Source organism: Alteromonas sp. H39, from assembly GCF_047556435.1.
Lineage (GTDB): Bacteria > Pseudomonadota > Gammaproteobacteria > Enterobacterales > Alteromonadaceae > Alteromonas.
The window spans coordinates 3,137,506-3,157,782 of the sequence record NZ_CP180210.1; the positions used below are offsets into that span (position 1 = coordinate 3,137,506).

Sequence of the window (20,277 nt, forward strand, 5' to 3'; positions counted from 1 at the left end):
CACCGATGGTACTCAGCCAGTGGCCACTGAACTGGCCCCAGATTATCGTATTGGTTAATAGAAAGGTCAGCCAACGGTGCCAGATTCAAGGCTCTGGTATGATGGTTGTCCCTTGCTGTCAGTTGGCAGTGTTCAGAGAAAATCTGCGCCGGATGGGTATAAGAAAAGGCGCTTTCAAAACCCATTTTGCGTGCAACAGCACTGATGATTTCCCAGTCATGCCTGGCCTCTCCTGCAGGTGGCAGCAACCCTCGCTGACGTGAAATTCGCCGCTCTGAATTTGTCACCGTGCCGTTTTTTTCAGACCAGCCGGTGGCGGGCAACGCGATATCCGCAAATTTCAGTGTATCGTTTTCTGCCACAGTATCTGACACGATCACCAGTTCACAGCGTTTAAGCGCAGCTTCTACCAGCGCTCGGTTTGGCATGCTTGCTACCGGGTTGGTCGCCATGACCCACAGTACTTTTATCTTTCCGTCTGCGGCGGCTTTGAACATATCCACCGCTTTCAGACCGGGTTTCTGTGCCAGCGCCGGTGCCTGCCAGAATGAAGCGACGATGTCACGATGCTGTGGATTGTCGATATCCATGTGCGCCGCCAGCATGTTGGACAGCCCACCCACTTCTCTGCCCCCCATCGCATTCGGCTGGCCGGTAATTGAAAAAGGGCCGCACCCTTCCCGACCAATTTTACCTGACGCCAGATGGCAATTAATAATCGCGTTGCCTTTATCCACGCCACTGGTTGACTGATTGATGCCCATGGAAAAAAACGTCACCACCCGCGGGGAGCGGCAAAACAACGAATACAGTGAGGTTATCGATGCCTGAGGTACATCACACATCGCCGCCACAGCATCAGGTGTCCACCCCTGTGCAACCGCCAGTGCCTCAGTAAAGCCTCGGGTGTGTTCGTTCACAAACGCGCAGTCAGAGGCATTTTTTTCAGCAATGAAGCGCAACAGCCCGCAAAAAAGCGCCGCGTCGGTGCCGGGTTTTAGCTTAATGTGAATATCCGCCAGCGTAGCCGTATCGGTTTTTCTCGGGTCCACCAGCACAATTTGCATAGCGGGATTTTTGAGTTTTGCCCGCTCGATTCGCTGAAAAAGCACCGGGTGGGTCCATGCCGCGTTGCTACCGGTGATGATAAGCAGATCGGTACTCTCCAGATCGGTGTAGTCACACGGCACAATATCCTCTCCGAAGGCCCTTTTATAAGCCGCAACCGCTGAAGACATACACAGGCGTGAGTTCGTATCGATATTTGCGCTGCCTATGAACCCTTTCATAAATTTATTGGCAACGTAATAGTCTTCCGTCAGCAATTGACCGGAGCCGTAAAGTCCGATGACGTCCGGGCCATAGTCGGCAAGTGTCTGCATTAATTTTTGTGCAACGGTATCAAGAGCGCTATCCCAGCTTGTCACTTCACCATTAACACGAGGCGACAATAACCGCTTTTCTGCTCCCAGCGTATCCAAAAGGTGCGTGCCTTTGATACACAGCCGACCAAAGTTTGCCGGATGCTCCGGGGTCCCGCCTAGTTGGGACAGGGGCACATTCCCATCACCTTGCGCGACAACATCGACGCCACAACCTACACCACAATACGGACAGGTGGTTTGAATCAGACGCGGTATCCGGCTGGAGCTCTCTGGCGGTAATGCCGTCATAACAATCTCCGGCTATGCCTGAACCAGCACACGCTGGTTGTCTACTCGCACAGGATATACCGTAACGCTGACGTCCTCCCGTTCAACACACTTTCCCGTTTCAAGCACATAATGCTCTTTGTACAGGGGCGAAGCGACTACGATATCCGTATTCAATGAACCGATAATCCCCCTGTACAGCACGTTTGCCTGGCCAACCGGGTCCCAGTTGCTGATAGCAAAAATATGCCTGCCATCATCAGCCTCTGTCAGAAAAAGCGCGACTTGCTGGTCTTCAACGAGAGCGCACACGCCGCTATTAGTCACCAGGTCATTAATGTGACAAACATCGTGCCATTGAGGGGTAAAACTTGCCTGAGCCTGCATGTGAATTCTCCTATACGATTTCAACCGGAATGACTTTTTCTGTGCGTTTTTCTGCACGGGTGGCTGGGCGGATTTGGTCCCGTTCAGCGACAAACTGTATGTTGGAATCGGCAGCGTCGCTGTTGACGAACTGACGGAATCGTTTTAATGCTTCCGGCGATTCGATCGTCGTTTTCCATTCGCACTGATAACTGTCAGTAATGCGCTGCATCTGTGCTTCAAGATCGTCACCAATGCCAAGACAGTCATTGATTATCACGTCCTGAAGGTAACTCAGGCCACCTTCCAGGTTTTCCATCCACACGGAGGTACGCTGTAACCGATCTGCCGTCTTGGCATAGAACATCAAAATGCGATCGATATATTTTTGCAGCGTAATATCATCAAGATCGGTGGCAAATAAGTCACCGTGACGGGGCTTCATGCCCCCGTTTCCGCACACATAGAGGTTCCAGCCTTTCTCGGTGGCAATAATGCCGATATCCTTACTTTGTGCCTCCGCACACTCACGGGTACACCCAGATACGGCGAACTTGATTTTGTGCGGCGCGCGCAACCCTTTGTAACGGTTCTCCAGGGTAATCGCTTTCGTTACCGAATCCTGCACGCCATATCGGCACCAGGTACTGCCCACACACGACTTCACGGTTCGCAGAGCTTTGGCGTACGCGTGCCCCGTCTCAAAGCCTCCGGCTACCAGTTCACCCCATATCGCAGGTAACTGCTCCACCCGGGCACCAAATAAATCAATTCGCTGGCCCCCGGTGATTTTGGTATAGAGGTGGTATCGCTTAGCAACGTCGCCGAGCAATATCAGCTTATCAGGCGTGATCTCGCCTCCTGCTACCCGCGGTACCACAGAATAGGTGCCGTCCTTTTGCATATTTCCCAGGTACGTATCATTGGTATCCTGCAAAGGTTGGTGCTCGCGGGTAAGAATGTAGTCATTCCAGACCGAGGCAAATACTGACGCTGCTGCCGGTTTACAGATATCGCACCCCAAACCTTTGCCATGTTTAGCAAGGAGCTCTTCAAAGGTGTGGATCTCCTCTACCTGAATAAGATGATAGAGTTCCTGGCGCGTGTAGTTAAAGTGCTCACAAATCGCTTTTGAGACCTCCACGCCACGCTTTTCAAGTTCGCTGTCGACCACATTTTTAAGCAGTGCTGTACAGCCACCGCAACCAGTGCTGGCTTTGGTTGAGGACTTCACCTCTCCCAGCGAGCAGCATCCGGCGTCAATTGCACCGACAATATCGCCTTTGGAGACGTTGTGGCACGAGCAGATAGTGGCTGAGTCCCCTAGCGCGTCGGCCCCCAGTGATGGCGCTTCGCCACCGGTAGGTAAAATAAGCGATTCTGGCATTTGCGGTAAGGCAATGCCGTTTAGCGCGTATTGCAACAGGACATCGTACTCGCTGGTATCGCCCACCAGCACGGCGCCTATCACCTTTTCTCTGGCCGCATCAATGACCAGCTTTTTATACACGCCCTCAGGCTGATTATGATAGGTGTAGACCAATGCCCCGGGGCTACGGGCATGTGCATCACCTATAGAGCCAACTTCAACCCCCATGAGTTTCAGCTTGGTACTCATGTCGGCGCCGGCGAATTCGCCCTGCTGTGCGGTGAGGTGGGCAACTGCGGCTCTTGCCATCGCATAACCGGGCGCTACCAGACCAAAAATACGGTTTTGCCATAAGGCACATTCACCAATGGCGTAAATGTCAGGATCTGAAGTCTGGCATTGATTATTAATCACAATTCCACCGCGCTCTCCCAGCGCCAGTCCGGTCAGCCGGCCCAGTTGATCGCTGGGACGGATCCCTGCCGAAAACAGGATAAGATCCGTTTCCAGATGGGTTTCATCGCCAAAGTTCATGCGATAGCGGCAACGCTCACCGGCAATAATTTCTGTGGTCGCTTTTTGCGTGTGAACCTGCACACCCAATGACTCAATTTTTCCACGCAGCAGGTCCCCACCGGGCAAATCCAGTTGTACTGCCATTAATTGGGGCGCAAATTCAACAACGTGCGTTTCCAGACCGGCCTGCTTCAATGCATTTGCTGCCTCAAGCCCTAGCAGTCCGCCGCCAACCACCACGCCAACACGACTTTGCGCCGCGCTGGCGCTGATAGCTTCAAGATCATCGATAGTGCGATATACCAGGCAGTGCGGTTTGTCATTTCCGGGAATGGGCGGTACGAAGGGATAGGATCCTGTGGCCAGAACCAGCTTATCATAGTGATAGACATCACCGGTTTTGGTAATAACCTGTTTGGCCTCAGGGTTGATTTCCGTTACCCACGCATCTGTAACAGCATTTACGCCCCAATCCTGATAGGTTTTTGCGTCAGTCAGCGCCAGGTCCTGGGCTGTTTTACCCGAAAAATAGGACGATAAGTACACGCGGTCATATGCCAGGCGGCTCTCACCGCTTAACACCGTGATGTCGCAGGTCTGGCCGCTATTTACCAGTTGCTCCACAAAGTGGTGGCCTACCATACCGTTACCGACGATAACGATGCGTTGAGATTGTGAGGAAAGGGTCATTTCGTTCACCTTATAATTTGGCAAAAAAAAACCCACGACCGATTTCTCGGTCGTGGGCGTCGTTGCCTGGTTTAGCGATTTGCTATCAAATTGTTCAGAACAGTCGGCGTAAATATTACGCGATGCTCATGCTTACGTGTTTACAGTGCAATCAAGTATAGTGCCAAATGTCACACTTGATATATTTCAATAACTTAGAGTAAAACCCAGTCCCACTCGACGCACTTTTCGCACCATGGTAATGCAAGGGTGCACTATGACTGACATCATCACGTCTCACCATCCACCAAAATGCACCACCAGCATCGCAAAAAAACCGAAAGTTGTTATAGCTGCGACCCCCTGCCATACGCGAAGAGGGTGTTTTTCCATTAACGGTAACGCTTCGCTTGCCGCTGGATTAGGATAAGAAAGATCATGCACGAATTCAGTCAGGGCTGCATATCGCTTGTGGGGCAGCAGATGACAGGCACGCTGCAGCGCGAAATCCACCCATACAGGAATAACGGCCCCCTGTGCGCAGGCAGATTGATACCTGATTTTTCGTAAACCGCTGATGCTGGAGACCTGAGCAACGCGCGTACCATAGGGAAACTTGCCTGACAGTAAAAAATAAAACGTAATGGCCAGCGCATATTGGTCTGCGCGTGTATCAGGGTGCAACCCCACGATATATTCAGGCGCGCAATACTGCAGATCGCCAGCAGCAACAGGCAGCTCCGGTGAAGAGGAGAAACGGTAATCGAAATAGCTGGCGCTGCCCAGATCAATAATTTTCAGAATACCGTTGGTATCAAGCAATACGTTGTCCGGCCGGATATCCTGATGCAGGATCCCTTTTCTGTGCAGCGCATTCACCCCCTCAGCCAGTTGCGCGCCCCACGCTCTTAGTTGCGGCAAGGTCATCATACCGTTGTCATCGTGCCATTGGCGCAGCGATTGGCCGGGAATATAATCAGATACTGCGTAGAACCAGGTACGCTTTGAACCTAAAAAAGGGCATGTGACGACATACGGAGAACGTACCATGCGGGCAAACCACTCCTCTTTTGCCAAGCTATCGAGGTATGCCGGGTTCTCCCCCATTTCTGTAGAAGGAAACTTAACTACAACGTGCGTTGCAAAATCTTTACTGTGCGCCAGAAAGACACGGTTTCGTTCGTTGTACGATAGTTCCTGGACCAGTAGCCAGTTATCAATGCGCTTACCCACTTCCACATTCCCGGCAAGCGGTAGAAAGCCATCTTGTGTATAGGCTAATGCGTTATCACGGCTTGTGTTCCCGACGGTAACCACTACGGCAGTGAGATTGTCTTCACAGCCTTGCTGTTTGGCCAGCGACGCCAGCGTTTGTGCAGTCATCTCCCCATCCCCTGCGTGCGATGTAAGCGTATGCGCTATCTGCACGTTGGAGAGCGACTCTGCAATGCCGTCGGTTAACAACACGAAGCTGTCACCGGGGCGCATATCGACAACAACACACTGTGCCGATAAGGCTGGTTTTAGTCCAAGCGCATTGCTCAATAACGCTTCGCCCCAATCAGACTCTGCGCGGTGACGCGTTGTAAGACAGGTGGCGATATTATCTCTGACATGATAAATCGCACTGTCGCCGCAATGCAGCAAAACCGCGTGGCTACCGGTCATTATCACCGCACTGAAAGTGCACACGTAACCATGCTCTGGATTGTCCTGATAGGCGCTGGTTTGTGTTTTCACGTATAAACGGGTGTTAATTGCTTCAGCGACGTGACGCGCGGCCCGCTCAACTGACCACAGTTCGCTGGTAACAGGAAAATCATGAACAAACTGATTCACAGCCAGGTCGCTGGCGTATTGGCTGACCTGACTGGAACTAATGCCATCGGCGACAACGGCAATTGCAGCGTGGCGTTTAGATGCAGAAAAATCAGGCACTGCTACCTTGTAGCAGTCCTGATTTACGGGTTTATTTCCAGCGTCGGAAAACGCTGAAAAACCAACGTTAAACACGGGCAATCACACTTTATCGTTAACCCTCGCGGCTGGTACCGCTTTATTAAAACCGCCCGTCAGATCACGCTTCGGCGCCGTTTTGAAATGGGTTGAATAAAGCGTCAGTCCGGTGAATGCCAGGCCCCCTACCAGGTTACCCAGCGCAGTGGGAATTTCGTTCCAGATGAAGTAGTCAAGAACCGAGAAATCTCCTCCCATAATCAGACCGAAGGGAAACAAAAACATGTTCACCACCGAGTGTTCAAAACCCATGAAGAAGAACAGCATAATAGGCATCCACATTGCCAGAACCTTGCCACTCACATGCGTGGAAATCATGGCGCCAACAACACCTAAAGACACCATCCAGTTACACAACATGCCGCGGATAAATATTGTAAACCAGCCAGCAACGCCATATTCTGCGTAACCAAGGGTTCGCGCTTCACCGATCCCGGCAACTTTCTGTGCAATAGCCCCGCCGTCGACGTTATATCCCATAGTAAAAATAAAAGACATCATAAATGCGACCGTCAGTGCGCCGGCAAAGTTACCCAGAAAAACCAGCCCCCAGTTTCGTAAAATCTGTGGCCAGGTAACACCGGGACGTTTAGCCAGCCAGGCCAGCGGGCAAAGTACGAATACGCCCGTGAGCAAATCAAATCCCATCAGATACAACATACAAAAGCCTACCGGGAACAGCACGGCCCCCAGTAAAAAGCTGCCGGTTTGTACGGCGATGGTCACCGCAAACACAGCAGCCAGCGCCAAAATCGCTCCGGCCATAAATGCCCGTACGAGCGTGTCACGGGTCGACATGTAAATCTTGGACTCACCTGCATCGACCATTTTTGTTACGAATTCAGAAGGAAGTAAATACGCCATTTTTTTCACCTGATTAAGTAGTGTGTCAGTCAGTTTGCGCAAACCAGATATCACTTTTCTGAAGACAAAAAAAGCGCCCGCATCTCTCCTATTAAGAGAGTTGCAGACGCCTTTGTCTGAATTCAGGTTGTGATAGCGAAACTACGCTTGCTGGAAATAACTAAACAAGTTCAGTGCCATATTTGAAAGAAACTAAAAATAAAAGTTGAATCAATTAGTTAAATAAAAAACCATTGAGCGATTCGTTGATATTGATTCGCCAGTTGTGCGCTATCACGATGCAGCCTCACCATTTTGGTGCTTTTTTGTCAGGCTACTGTCATGCCGCCGTTGAGCTCTCATTACTCGAAGGCGTTGATTTTGCTGCGTTGCAAAATTCAACACAATTGCGGGAACACATATTGCTAGTTTCCATTAAACGATTTTTCCTGCATGACCCATGGCCAAGCACAGTGACATCACCAAACGCTTTTTACTGGCGGCAAAACGTCAGGAAATTGCTGCGCTTCAGCAGTTGTCATCAAATTGCCGCACTGTAAAAGCGGTCAAGGACTTGATACATCAGCTTCAGCGTGAGCGCGGGATCAGTAACGTATTTCTGGGTTCCAAAGGCGAGTTGTTTGTTGAACAGCGTCAGCACCAGCTTCTGCAGAGCAAAGAATGCGAACAAACATTACGCAGTGTGTTGAAATCCCTATATCTGGGGAACCACGATCACAACCAGCCAATGCGTCTCCTAAGCCGGATCACCTTTGCGCTGCAGGGCATTGACCACCTGCCGGTATTGCGCGAAAAAGTGGATAATTTGGCCCTGACTCCTCTGGAATCAACCAGTGCATACAGCAGGCTAATCGCAGGGTTACTGGAGGTCGTTTTCGAAGCGGCAGATGTGGCAAGCGATCCTCAAACCACAAGACTGTTGGTTGCCCTGTTTAATTTCATGCAAGGAAAGGAGTACGCGGGACAAGAGCGGGCATGGGGCGCGATTGGTTTTGCACAAGCCAATATCAGTGCTTCGATATGCGACAAAGTCCAGGCACTTACTGCCTCACAATCCCAGTGCTTCGATACCTTTGTCAGTTACGCCGATGATGAAGAAACCTCCCAGTGGGAAGACTTACAACAAAGTGAAGTCACTCAGAACATAGAGCGTCTGCGACAGATGATTTGTCAGATATCAGGCAACGAGACAGTGTCGTCAGAGCTGAGTGAAGTATGGTATGAAGTGGCAACACAGCGAATTGATACTATGCAGCGTACCGAAGAGCACCTTACCGGGCGACTGACACGGCTGGCGGAGAGCAAAATAGTGCAGGCGGAAGAGGAGCTGAGAAACCACGAACTCTTGGTTGCCTCGCTTAACGATGCCGTGCTGGCAACAGGCTCTCCGTTCACTATGCTGTTTGATAAGTCAGTAAAGGGGCTGAGTGGGCTGGATGCTGAATCCGATGTTGCGCTGGAAGAACCCAACGTGCTATCTGCACATAAGTCTTTTTATGAACTTATACGGGATCAATCTCAGTATATTCACGATATGAAAGCCGAACTGGCAGAAGCAAAGCAGGCGCTGCACGAGCAAAAAAGCATCGACAGAGCCAAATTGTTACTCATGCAGCAAGGAAAACTCTCTGAACAGCAGGCTTACCGGAAAATGCAGACCAGTGCGATGGCGCAAAATATTCGTCTGGCTGACCTTGCAAAACGTATTGTCGCGACAGCCAGCTAGGGAAGGTGCGAAACCGGATGTCTGGTAGCTGGCTTTTACAACAATATATTGACGTTGTAAAACCAGGCTGCTTTTACTGATTGTTTTGTGATTGCTTCAGCGTCTCAAGCTTTTCCAGAATCAGATTTTGACATCAGACTCACCTTCCGACTTTGCGCTTTTCCCTGGTAAAAGGCTCACTGTCAGGGCGCTATACCTCGTGAGCCTTTCGTAAAAACTGATTATTCAACGATGTCATTCGTTTTCCCTTAACAAAAAAAGTGTGTTGTTGCTGGCCAGCGACAATCACTTTACTCGCCGTGAGAGAAAAAGCACCTGTATTGAAGATCTGATGACATCGTCTTTTCGCGAAATGTTAATCGACTTCTTTCTTCTGAATAACCGGGCTACCGCGCAGTAAAACCCGCTTAGAAGACATAGTTGCATGTGGTACATCGATTGTGGAACTTTTGATTATCCCTGCATCGTCAACGTGAAAAAATGCACGGTGTCCATTGACGTCCAGCACATAGTCAAAGTTGTCCGGGCCCGTATAGTTGCGGGCAATAACATCAACCAGACCATTGGCGTTTCTATCGACAGCCCACATTTTGTAGGTACGGTTTTCCATCCCCTTTTCAGTCATCGCCAGAGAGGCCAGGTGGGAGCCGTAATCTGACAATATCGTGTCCTCATGCTTAAGGTTTCTATCAACCTCTTTGCCTTGGTAATCGCCAGACAAGTGCCATCCCTCTTCTGTCATCTCCAGGAATAACATGTAAGCCACAGCCCCATTTCCGACAGAGTACTGACTCGCATTAATCAGCGAGCCGTCAGTGTAACTCCAGGACTGTGATACGGTATCTGAGCGCAAGACTGCCACCGGGCCCTTAGGGGCAAGGGCTGAGACTACGCCCTGCTTTTCAATGTCTCCGTCAGCATCAATGTAAAACGCTTCTCTGCTGAACCCTATCTGCTCCTGATTCATTTCCAGCGTCATGATGATTTCAAAAAATGGTTCACGGGTGATGCCCGTTTTTAACGCGTCGATCAAAGAGGTAAATACGGTAGTAAAGGTATCTCTGAAGCCAATTTCGTTGTGCATACAAATCAGCAGGTTATCGCCAACCTGGGCGGACTTCGCCTTTAATACGCCGGTCACCATCTCTTCGCCCTTACCAAGATTGTAAAGGGTATCCAGAGAGTACACGGCAGTGTCAGCAAGCACAGCATGATCGACTGAGAAAGTGCGCATTCCTGTCAGGGGGTTGTTATTAAACTCCGCCGCATCCTGCAGGCCATAGTCCACCATGTTGTAGAGCGACGTTGCAGGGCCGTCAAACTCGGTCAGTACATAACAGTCCAGCGGCGACTCGGTACCAATATCGTTAACGAAGTTCCAGGCGCTGTCACCGACAGGCACAATCTCCAGCTCGCCCATGACCTTTTTACTGATACCAAGATCACGAATTTTGAGATAAGAGCGCAGCGGGACATTTTTCTCATCCTGCAATGATTCTGCAAACCATGCCGGTAGCTGTTCTGCGGATATAAGATCTTTTGCAAGCGCGGTTTGACAGAATACGAGTAAAACGAAAAGCGCGACGATTTGGCAACGATACAACATGTTGCGAGTCTCCCTGAGGTGTAAAAGGTCCATGTAAAAAAGCGGCTGAAGAATACTGCGCCTTTGCATGAATTGCCAGCTTGATACAAGCGCTGGCTTATAATTTAATATTGGTGGTGAAAACGCAGTGCCAGCGATCTTGCCATTCTTGCAACCGGCGCCGCTTTTTATCAGGTTACCCCGTATCTCACACCGTTGTGTTCGATCAAAAAAGCGCTGGGGCGGGCAAAGCACACTTACGCTGAGACGCCGGAGAGGCTCGCGAGGCACGACGACGTCAACACATGCGTTTATCTGTCAGTCACGCTGTATGAGAAACCGCTGCGCAGCAAGTGGGTTACGGTTGAGATCAAACACCTGCAGCTCTACCGCTGTCGCGATCTCATCGACATCTTCGTCGCTCAGCCTGGCGAACCAGTTTGATTTCTCATTGCCCCACAGCAGATTATCAAACTTATCTTCAAATGTGCCATCGGCGTAATGCATCCGCCAGCGAATGACTATCATCGTCATATCCCGCGAGCTTCTGAAGGCACTGTCGGTCTGGATATCCAGCGCGGCACCAAATGTTGCTCCTTCCGATATCCTGATAGTAGGACTGCCATCGTACTGCAGCCCCTCGTCGCCAAGACTTGCCCGGCCAAAGGCATCAACTTCGACCTCCACGTCCAACTTGTCCAGATGAAACCAGTTCATCATACTCTGCTGCAACTGCTCGCGCCCTGATTCGGTTAAATCGTCTGACATCAGCACGTCAGCCAGCACCGCTCGTCGTCTGGCGTAACTTGAATCATTCACCCGTAATCCATCGCTATCTTTCGCTTGTTGCTCCAGATCCATAAGCTCGATACATCGCATCTCATCGCGCTGAACACCGTGTCCAAGACAGTAGCCTCTTGCCAACATGACATTGACCATCGCATTATGCTTTTGATCTCTGGCTAACTCATACATCGCCATCGCCGAGGCTCTGTCTTTAGTCACATACTTCCCGCTGTAGTAATGATTACCAAGAACGTAGCTGCCTGAACTGTCACCTTGTTCTGACGCTTTTCGGTACATTTCCAAAGCTTTTTCGGTGTTTTTATCCACAATATCCGAGTGCTCGTAATACCAGCCCACACCGAAATAACCATCAGCACTGCCCATATCAGCTGCCAGTCGATAGAAATCCAGCGCCGTTTGCTTGTTGCCGTTAAGCCAGTTGTCACTATCAAAGGTTGCGGCGACGCGCGTGTACTCTTTACGGATCATCGGCTTGTCTTTTTCCGGAATGCGCTCGATATCCAGCGCCGGTAACCTCAGCGTCTCCAGCAAAAACTGATAGCTCAGGGTGTGCTGATGCCAGTCACCGTACCAGTTTGAATGACCATGGCCTGCATGCTTGTAATACACGGCCTGAACGTCTTTGTTATGCCGCTTCAATACGTATTCCATTCTGCGGGTGTGCTCCACCGTCGTAATGTCATCTTTCACGCCGCCGAAAAGCAGTACCGGCACATTGATATCTTTGGCCAGATACACCGGCGATACATCGAATAATGCATCGTCCAGCTCACCAATGGTATTGGTCCAGCCTTCCCGAACTTCGTCTAACACGGCAAGGTTGCTGGAGTTAAACATAAGTGGAAGATCGTACACCCCGAATGCGCCAATGACACACTCAACGTCGTCGGGATGCTTGAGAGCCAGCATCATGGAGGAATAAGCACCGTAACTTCCCCCGATTGCACAAATATGTTCGTAATTGTGCTGCGCCATCGCAGCATTCAGGGCGGCCGTAATATCTTCTTCAATCATTTTTCCCCACTGCCCGACACCGGCCTCCCGAAACTCAGTGCCGTAACCGGCAGACCCCCGGTAGTTCACTTTCAACACAGAGAAGCCGCGACTGACAAAATAATGCACGGTGGGATCGAATTCGACAGTATCCATTACGCCTACCGGACCGCCGTGCGGCATGACCAGCAAGGTATTGTGTGATGCTGACGAGGGCGTCGTGAGATAGGCATCAATAGGAGAGCCGTCCCGGCTTTGCGTTTGAATTAACCGGGTTTTCTCAAAGGTATACCCCTGCAACTCTTCATACAGGGGTAACAGCTTCTCTATCGCGTCGCTCGCGCTATCATATAAATAATACGTGCCAGGATTGGCAGAGGAAAAAACGTTTAACACCTGCTGCCCGGTGGTGGGATTTTCCGCCACCACGCGCGTTTGGTTTTCTCCGAATTCCTGCTTGAGCCGGTTTGAATTCACCCGCTGCTTTTCTTCCAGAAATTCACTGGTCAGCTTGCCGTGCTGATAGTAACTCACGGATATTACCTTGCCGGTTTTTGCTGACACGTCGGCGTCGACCAAATCAAATGTGCTATGAGAATAAAGCAGCTTTCCGAATGTCTGCGTAGGTAAATCAAACTCAAACAACGACATGGTGTCGGTATCTTTATTCGACAGCACGGCCATGGTTTGTTCGGACAGCTGTCCAACCGGGATAAAGTCCCATTCTTCCAGCTTAAGCTGGTAACGGTTTGCATTCTCGAAATCGTCCAGCGGTCCGATGAAGAAATAAAGCTGTTCGTTGTCGGTGTCGACTTTCAGGGCCACCAGACGCGCCAGATCGTCACTGTATGCAAACCAGTCATATTGTCTTGGTACACCAGACACTTCATATTGCCCTACCGCGCTTCCTGAACGCAGCGCATCAACCGGTATGCGGTAAATCACCGGTGAGTCACTGCTTCGGTTTTTCAGAGCCATTAACACGTAGCCGGGATCGTCAGGCAGAGTCGTTAATAAATAGCCCTCCAGATTGAGTAAGCGATTATCCCATTGATTATTTTCTGTTGCCGGATCGCTGAACACCACCAGCAATTTACTGCGTCTGTCTATTTCTACGTTTACCAGAATGGTGTGACTGTCCAGCCAGGCATAGCCTCGTACCCGCTCGTCATCATCCAGTACCAGCACGCCTTCCAGTGCTTTCGATGAGGTATTCTGTAGCGCCAGATATGTGCCTTCATTAAATCGCGCCAGATAGGACACGTAACGCCCGTCAGGAGACAAATCCGGAATATTGATATTGGGAGACTGAAACAGCTTCTCAGCGGGCACCGGTGCAGCGGCCAGCCCCGGACTACCCAGTCCGAAAAAGAGAACAGTAAGTAAGCCAGCAAAATACTTATTCATTTGCGGCTACCTCCTGCTGCGCCTGCATTCGCTGCAGAAACGGGTCGGTACCCGGACCATCGTAACGAAGCTCTCGGTTTTGCAGAATTGAGGGAAACTTCTCTTCCATGAACACCAGCGCCTCGGTGGAGCGGTTAGCCAGCTTCAGATCATCGGTTAATTGCGCCAGCCAGAAGTTCGAACGGGTTTGCACTTCCACATGCCCGACATAACTGATGCCGCCCGGGCGAATGGTAAAGTCCCAGTGACCTTCTTCCAGCTCGATATACCAGTAGCGATTGAGTTTTATTTCTTCAATCCGATAGTCACCGGCAGCCAAATCAATAAGAATATATTGTGTTCCGGAGCGCAGATCCGCGCTGGTAAGGCGAATATCTTTTGGCCCGTCGATGTCAATGCTCTGCAGGCCCTGGTTAGTATCCACGCCTAACAGCAAATACCCGGCATCCACATCGAGATTTATGTCTTTGTCTTCTTTAATCGATGAGACGGTTGAAGCACATCCCGCCAGTAATGCTGTAATAAGCCACAGTCCATATGTAAATAATTTCATCGTCTTCCCTGTTATTATTTTTTCTCAATTAGGTCTGGCAGACTCTTGTTTGTTGACACCACCGCATCGTGTTTATCAGTTATGTCGGGAGTCCTGTCACCGTTTGAGATTATCAGAGATTATTCAAAAGTGGAAAAATTGTGCAACGCTGCCAGCACCGAAAAGCGGGTAGCATGTAATGTGTGAGGTTGAGAGTTCAAACTGATGGACCGGTTGCGGGCAGTAACAGCCTGACAGGCTTCAGATGTGCGATTTCAGATAACACTTTCACCGCATCACTAAAAGGTCACTCACGCTGTGCGTTAATGTCGTTGTCGTAGTCTTTGATTAACGGCCTTTCTACTCCTTGCTCTCCCTTACCGGAAACAGGCGCTTCTGGCCTTACCGACTGGAGATATTGCATCTTAGAGAAATACAATCGTCAGCACATGCCCTGCTTTCTCTCTACTCCCCAGCATGTGGTATCACCGTCAGGGCTGCAGCCCTGACGATGTATTTTAACTATTCTCTGAACTTCATTTCCTGCAGCAGCGATGTACTCATTACCGTACGATACTCTGCACGGTTACCGCTTTCTTCCTGCATTTTTTCCATGCTCTTTTTCACCCAGGCCATATAGTTTTTCCGCCTTTTTTCATCCTCAGCAGCGTCAGGCAGACTGTTAAAAACCCGAATTAAATAGAGGTCTGGTTCATCGGCGCGCGGATGTACATTGCTCAGTATTTCATGACGGGTTAACCATCCCTGAGATACCGCATAATCCATATTCTTACGCCATTCAGCTGCCAGCCAGTTGGCATACTTAAGACCACCGCCATCCGACAGTTTAATGCCTGTCACTTCCCAGTACATACCGTTTACAAAGGGAAACTCGTGGTCATCTGCATATACATTTTGAATAGAAACTACGCTAAATACACAAAATATAACTCCTTTCATCACGTTCTTAATCATTTGTTATTCTCCAAAAAACAAAGTGCGCTACTGCACTTTGAGAAGTAAAGATAGTGATGAATCTGGCAAACGTCTATTTTTAAGCATAATTAAAAGCCCTTTTCAATTTAGGTTGTGCCAGTGGATTGTAAACAGAGACTGCCAGAACAATGTCCGGCTTAAACGCGACTACCGCTGAATTCATCTCAAAACGCTGGATACGGCTGCCAAAACAGGCTTCCATGTCGAGCCATGTTCTGCTGTACTGTAAGGGAATAATGAATGTTAAGCGGCGTCGCGATAACGGCTACCGACCGGTACCTGAAACGCGGTAATCCAAAGTTCTCGGCGCTCTTGCTGCTCCACTGATGAAAGCGCAACTTGCTCGTGCGCGGTCTTTCAGGCCTACCGGGCACGCCTGTAACAGGGATAAAAGCAGTTAGCTGGCAAGTATGGCAGTTGAATATTAATGTAAAGGCTACCTTACCAACCTCAGGCACTCAGCCCGAACGGATCACGATAAAAGAGACTCTTCAAAGGAACCTCATGCACACACTACCCAGAACCCTAATCGCTGCCACTATCGCCTTACTCAGCGCAGGATGCGCAACTCAGAATGCGTTGCCAGGCGATGTTGTGTCAGCCTCTCCTGCTGTTGCACCTTCGTCAGTATCAGTGTCATCAGAGATTAGTCGCGCACTTAAAATCTCGACGTGGAATACCGAACACCTCGCCTTCCCTGCTGATACCGGCTGCCGACCGCGAAACAACGAAGAGCTGGCAGCCATGTCTGATTACATAAAGTCAGTAGATGCGGATATTTTTGCTCTGCAGGAAGTTGCTTCTAAAGAGGCACTAGCGATGTTGTTCCCGGAATCTGACTGGCGGCTGATTATGTCATCCCGACCAGACAGCGAGTCTTATGAGTGCCGGGAAAGCGGCTTCACTTCCACTCAGCAAAAACTGGCATTTGCAGTCAGAAAAGCCATCAATGTGACGCAGGTGAATAATCTCGCCACGCTGGGGTTGGACAACCCGGGCCTTCGCTTCGGCGTTGCGATCACTGTCGACTCCCCCTTAGGGCCAACAGACATCCTTACCGTTCACCTGAAAAGCGGCTGCTTTGTTGATGATTATGCACGCAGCGATTCAGACGCCTGCGAGACGCTGGCATCTCAGGTTCCGGTGCTTGATAACTGGGTGCAGCAGCGAGAGCAAGCGGGTACGCCTTATGTCATTCTTGGCGATTTTAATCATCGACTTTCTGCGCCTTACAATCGCCTGACCCAAACATTGCAGCGCGACAATCGCTCCACCGCCATTGCCACCCGCAATCTAATTGGCTGTCATCCACGATACCCTGCGCCCATCGACCATATTATCACTGGCGGCATGAACGCGGCTGCGGTGACAAAGACGGCTACCGTTTATCACTTTGATAAAATGGACGAAGATGCCATGTTAAGCGACCACTGTGCGGTATCAGTCAGGTTGTTCGATGAAGCAAGCACCTTGTCTAATGCCGTTATCTGGCAACGTACCAGTAAAGAATACGAATTGCTGACTGCAGGCATGTATCAGCAGGCGATAGAGGCTGTAGAAGCGATGTCAGATGCCCCGGAAAACTGGGTTGCCGTAATGGATGTGGATGAGACGGTGCTAGATAACTCCGCGTACCAACAACATACGGAAATGAATGGAAAAGGGTATGCTCCTGATACCTGGGATAAATGGGTTGCCAGTGAGCGCGCCACGCTGGTACCTGGCGCTAAAGCCTTTATCGAGGCGATATTTGAGAAAGGCGGCAGAGTAGCCCTTATTACGAATCGCAATAGGTCACTGGATATGCACACATGGCGCAACCTGCAGGCACTCGGTGTACCAGTCACCTCGAATAATACCTGCCTGATGGGGCGCGCTGATGCTGATAAAAAAGCCATGGGCCAGCCCGGCATCATTAATGATAAAGATCTGCGTCGCCAGCAAATCTCGTCCGGTTCAGCGCAGTGCTTTCAGCTTACCCGTGAAATGAACCTTACCTGGAAGCAACCTCATCACATTGCATTTCAGGTTGGCGACAATATTGAGGACTTTGCTGGTGTCACGCAGGAGGAAGCAGATATCGAGATGCTGCTACCTGAGTTAGGAGACACCCTCTTCCTGCTACCCAACCCGATGTATGGCTCCTGGTAACAATCAGGTGCCATTCGCCGGAAATAAGATAAATTTACGATGGTTGTCGGGTTTCGTGCGGTTAACGCACCCGGCGACCATCGACAGATAAAATCATTACATTATAACATTCAACTGCGACAGAAAATAAAACAGCAACACGCAGCCTTGCCTAAATGCGTTAAGAAGACAGCGCGATAAATAAGAGACAACGCCACAGTCACGCCATTCAGAAGAATATATCTCAGATGTAGTGATTAATGGCGCGTTGAACGAATACACCGAGCGAGCGCTTCTTGCAAACTGGCGGGCGAACGTGATTGACACAAACCGGGGATAACATGAAAAAAACCTTAACCGCAGCGGCAGTGTTCTCTGCCCTTCTTATGACTGGCTGCTCTCAGGAAGCGCCAACCAAAACGGAAGCCTCAGCGCAAGCGTCTGCCGATGCGCAGCAGACACAGACGCAGGAAAATCCGTTGCTGAAAGCCAGCCCACTGACTTACGAGGCGCCAGTGTTTGACAAAATAGAAGATGCGCACTTCCTGCCAGCCTTTGAGCAGGGAATGGGAGAGCACGCCAAAGAAATTGAAGCGATTGCCAATAACCCCGACGCACCCACGTTTGAAAATACCGTTGTGGCGATGGAGAAAGGCGGCGAGCTGCTGACGCGTACCAGCCGTATTTTTTATAACCTTACGGGTACGGACAGCTCAGCGGAACGTCGTGAACTGCAGAAAACACTGGCACCGAAGCTGTCAGCGCACCGCGACAATATTAATTTAAACAGCGCACTGTTCGCACGCATTGAAACCTTGTATGACAACCGCGAGTCGCTGGAGCTGGATGCAGAATCAGAGCGTTTGCTGGAAGAGTACTATTCCAGTTTCGTGCGCGCCGGCGCAACGCTGAATGATGAAGATAAAGCGACGATCCGTAAAATTAACGAAGAACACTCTAAGCTTACCACGCAGTTCTCACAAAACCTGCTGGCTGAGTCTTCGAATGTGGCCGTTGTGGTTGACGATGTTGAATCCCTCAAAGGCATGTCGGACAGACAAATAGCAGCCGCGGCCGACGCAGCGAAAGCTGCAGATCATGATGGCAAGTATCTTATCAGTATCACGAACACCACGCGCCAGCCCATTCTGGCATCACTGGAAAACCGTGAACTTCGTCAGCGTGTCTGGGAAGCTTCTGCCTACCGGGCGCAGTCTGGCGAAAACGACAACACCCAGATCATCAGCCGTCTTGCCGAACTTCGCGCACAAAAAGCGGCGTTACTGGGCTTCGAGAACTGGGCCAGTTACGGTCTGGATGAGCAAATGGCAGGTACGCCTGATGCCGTTTACAGCATGTTGGGAAGTATGGTGCCTGCGGTTGTGGAAAACGTGAAGAAAGAAGCCGCAGATATTCAGCGCCTGATTGACGCTGAAGGTGGTGACTTTACGGTTAAGCCCTGGGACTGGGCTTTTTATGCCGAAAAAGTTCGTCAGGGTCGTTACGATCTTGACGAGAACGAGGTAAAGCAATACTTCGAATTCAACCGTGTTCTGGAAGACGGTGTGTTTTACACGATGAATCGTCTGTACGGCATTCGCTTTGAGCCTCGTCCTGATCTGCCGGTATATCATCCGGATGTGAAAGCCTACGAGCTGTTTGATGTGGATGGTGAGAGCCTGGCCATTTTCTACGCCGACTACTTTGCCCGTAAAGGTAAACGTGGCGGTGCGTGGATGAGCTCTTTTGTTGGCCAGTCTAACCTGCTCAACCAAAAGCCGGTGGTAGTGAATGTGATGAACATCGATAAAGCCCCCGACGGCGAACCAACACTGGTAAGTTACGACAATGTCACCACGATGTTCCACGAGATGGGCCATGCACTTCACGGTATGCTGTCAGATGTGAAATATCCGACGCTGGCAGGAACGTCTGTATCCCGTGATTTCGTGGAGTTCCCATCAACCTTTGAGGAAGACTGGGCTGCCTACCCGGAAGTCATTGCAAACTACGCCAAGCACTATGAGACCGGCGAACCCATTCCGGCTGAGCTGCTGGATAAGGTGATCCGCTCACGTACTTTCAACATGGGTTATGACACGCTGGAATACATGGCTGCAGCATTGCTGGACATGGAGTGGCATACCATTTCTGCAGACGACGCTCCTGAAGATATCAATGCCTTTGAGAAAGCCGCGCTGGCGAAACATGGTGTTGATCTGGAATATGTGCCACCACGCTATAAGTCCGCGTTCTTCGCTCACTCGATGGGTGGCGGTTATTCCGCCGGTTATTACGCCTACATGTGGAGTGAAATTCTGGCGGCCGATGCCTTCGCTTATGTGCAGGAAATGGGAGGTCTTAAGCTGGAAAACGGTATGAAGTACCGTAAACACATTCTGTCTGTGGGTAACTCACGCCCGCCAATGGAATCCTATAAAGCCTTCCGCGGAAAAGAACCAACAACGGATGCGTTGCTTATCCGCAGAGGTTTGAAAACCAAAATAGATTAATGCTATGTCTGGCAGGCTGACCAAGTGAATCGCAACAGCGATTCGATTGCAGCTGATGCCTGCTATTTACTGTCATACAAAAAAGAGTGGCCGCAATGGCCACTCTTTTGTCATTTAAAGCCAGCTTTTCCCACGC

The 20,277-nt window shown here is 50.3% G+C and carries 11 protein-coding genes and 1 pseudogene; 3 read left to right on the top strand and 9 right to left on the bottom strand.

Features of this window, described 5'->3' with window-relative positions:
• Positions 1–248: 248 nt before the first annotated feature.
• The 5 genes and pseudogenes from ACLBLI_RS13810 to ACLBLI_RS13830 all read right to left on the bottom strand — a co-directional run.
• Positions 249–1,673, bottom strand: a pseudogene (locus tag ACLBLI_RS13810) (molybdopterin-dependent oxidoreductase); the annotation flags it as partial.
• Between the two features lie 12 nt (positions 1,674–1,685).
• Positions 1,686–2,039 (bottom strand): nitrite reductase small subunit NirD, encoded by a 354-nt coding sequence (nirD, locus tag ACLBLI_RS13815; RefSeq protein ID WP_414828171.1) that lies wholly within the window; start codon positions 2,037–2,039, stop codon positions 1,686–1,688.
• 10 nt (positions 2,040–2,049) lie between these two features.
• Positions 2,050–4,593 carry a nitrite reductase large subunit NirB gene (gene nirB / locus ACLBLI_RS13820; protein WP_414828172.1) on the bottom strand — a complete coding sequence of 848 codons (2,544 nt, stop codon included), beginning with the start codon at positions 4,591–4,593 and terminating at the stop codon, positions 2,050–2,052.
• Positions 4,594–4,869: 276 nt separating this feature from the next.
• Entirely contained in the window at positions 4,870–6,585 is a 1,716-nt protein-coding gene (locus ACLBLI_RS13825) for a protein kinase domain-containing protein (RefSeq protein ID WP_414828173.1), read from the bottom strand.
• A gap of 6 nt (positions 6,586–6,591) precedes the next feature.
• Positions 6,592–7,452 carry a formate/nitrite transporter family protein gene (locus ACLBLI_RS13830; RefSeq protein WP_414828174.1) on the bottom strand — a complete coding sequence of 287 codons (861 nt, stop codon included), beginning with the start codon at positions 7,450–7,452 and terminating at the stop codon, positions 6,592–6,594.
• A gap of 439 nt (positions 7,453–7,891) precedes the next feature.
• Here ACLBLI_RS13830 and ACLBLI_RS13835 point away from each other — a divergent pair, with 439 nt between their 5' ends.
• Positions 7,892–9,178, top strand: a complete 1,287-nt coding sequence (locus ACLBLI_RS13835; RefSeq protein WP_414828175.1) for a nitrate- and nitrite sensing domain-containing protein — start codon at positions 7,892–7,894, stop codon at positions 9,176–9,178.
• 355 nt (positions 9,179–9,533) lie between these two features.
• Here the strand turns inward: ACLBLI_RS13835 and ACLBLI_RS13840 are convergent, their stop codons facing one another.
• The 4 genes from ACLBLI_RS13840 to ACLBLI_RS13855 form a co-directional block, all read right to left on the bottom strand.
• The gene (locus tag ACLBLI_RS13840) at positions 9,534–10,784 is read right to left on the bottom strand and encodes a hypothetical protein (RefSeq protein ID WP_414828176.1); all 1,251 of its coding nucleotides are present in this window, start codon (positions 10,782–10,784) and stop codon (positions 9,534–9,536) included.
• A 297-nt stretch (positions 10,785–11,081) separates the two neighbouring features.
• Entirely contained in the window at positions 11,082–13,970 is a 2,889-nt protein-coding gene (locus tag ACLBLI_RS13845; protein ID WP_414828177.1) for a prolyl oligopeptidase family serine peptidase, read from the bottom strand.
• Positions 13,963–14,523 (bottom strand): hypothetical protein, encoded by a 561-nt coding sequence (locus tag ACLBLI_RS13850; RefSeq protein ID WP_414828178.1) that lies wholly within the window; start codon positions 14,521–14,523, stop codon positions 13,963–13,965. The genes ACLBLI_RS13845 and ACLBLI_RS13850 overlap by 8 nt, the downstream gene beginning before the upstream one ends.
• A 501-nt stretch (positions 14,524–15,024) precedes the next feature.
• Positions 15,025–15,477, bottom strand: a complete 453-nt coding sequence (locus tag ACLBLI_RS13855; protein ID WP_414828179.1) for a hypothetical protein — start codon at positions 15,475–15,477, stop codon at positions 15,025–15,027.
• 525 nt (positions 15,478–16,002) lie between these two features.
• Here ACLBLI_RS13855 and ACLBLI_RS13860 point away from each other — a divergent pair.
• Both ACLBLI_RS13860 and ACLBLI_RS13865 read left to right on the top strand, forming a co-directional pair.
• Positions 16,003–17,649 carry an HAD family acid phosphatase gene (locus ACLBLI_RS13860; RefSeq protein ID WP_414828180.1) on the top strand — a complete coding sequence of 549 codons (1,647 nt, stop codon included), beginning with the start codon at positions 16,003–16,005 and terminating at the stop codon, positions 17,647–17,649.
• Between the two features lie 320 nt (positions 17,650–17,969).
• The gene (locus ACLBLI_RS13865) at positions 17,970–20,141 is read left to right on the top strand and encodes a M3 family metallopeptidase (protein ID WP_414828181.1); all 2,172 of its coding nucleotides are present in this window, start codon (positions 17,970–17,972) and stop codon (positions 20,139–20,141) included.
• Positions 20,142–20,277: the final 136 nt, after the last annotated feature.

Coding starts and splice junctions, on each gene's coding strand:
- nirD (WP_414828171.1), bottom strand. CDS start 2,039: ATGCAGGCTCAGGCAAGTTTTACCCCTCAATGGCACGATGTTTGTCAC.
- nirB (WP_414828172.1), bottom strand. CDS start 4,593: ATGACCCTTTCCTCACAATCTCAACGCATCGTTATCGTCGGTAACGGT.
- ACLBLI_RS13830 (WP_414828174.1), bottom strand. CDS start 7,452: ATGGCGTATTTACTTCCTTCTGAATTCGTAACAAAAATGGTCGATGCA.
- ACLBLI_RS13835 (WP_414828175.1), top strand. CDS start 7,892: ATGGCCAAGCACAGTGACATCACCAAACGCTTTTTACTGGCGGCAAAA.
- ACLBLI_RS13840 (WP_414828176.1), bottom strand. CDS start 10,784: ATGTTGTATCGTTGCCAAATCGTCGCGCTTTTCGTTTTACTCGTATTC.
- ACLBLI_RS13845 (WP_414828177.1), bottom strand. CDS start 13,970: ATGAATAAGTATTTTGCTGGCTTACTTACTGTTCTCTTTTTCGGACTG.
- ACLBLI_RS13850 (WP_414828178.1), bottom strand. CDS start 14,523: ATGAAATTATTTACATATGGACTGTGGCTTATTACAGCATTACTGGCG.
- ACLBLI_RS13855 (WP_414828179.1), bottom strand. CDS start 15,477: ATGATTAAGAACGTGATGAAAGGAGTTATATTTTGTGTATTTAGCGTA.
- ACLBLI_RS13860 (WP_414828180.1), top strand. CDS start 16,003: ATGCACACACTACCCAGAACCCTAATCGCTGCCACTATCGCCTTACTC.
- ACLBLI_RS13865 (WP_414828181.1), top strand. CDS start 17,970: ATGAAAAAAACCTTAACCGCAGCGGCAGTGTTCTCTGCCCTTCTTATG.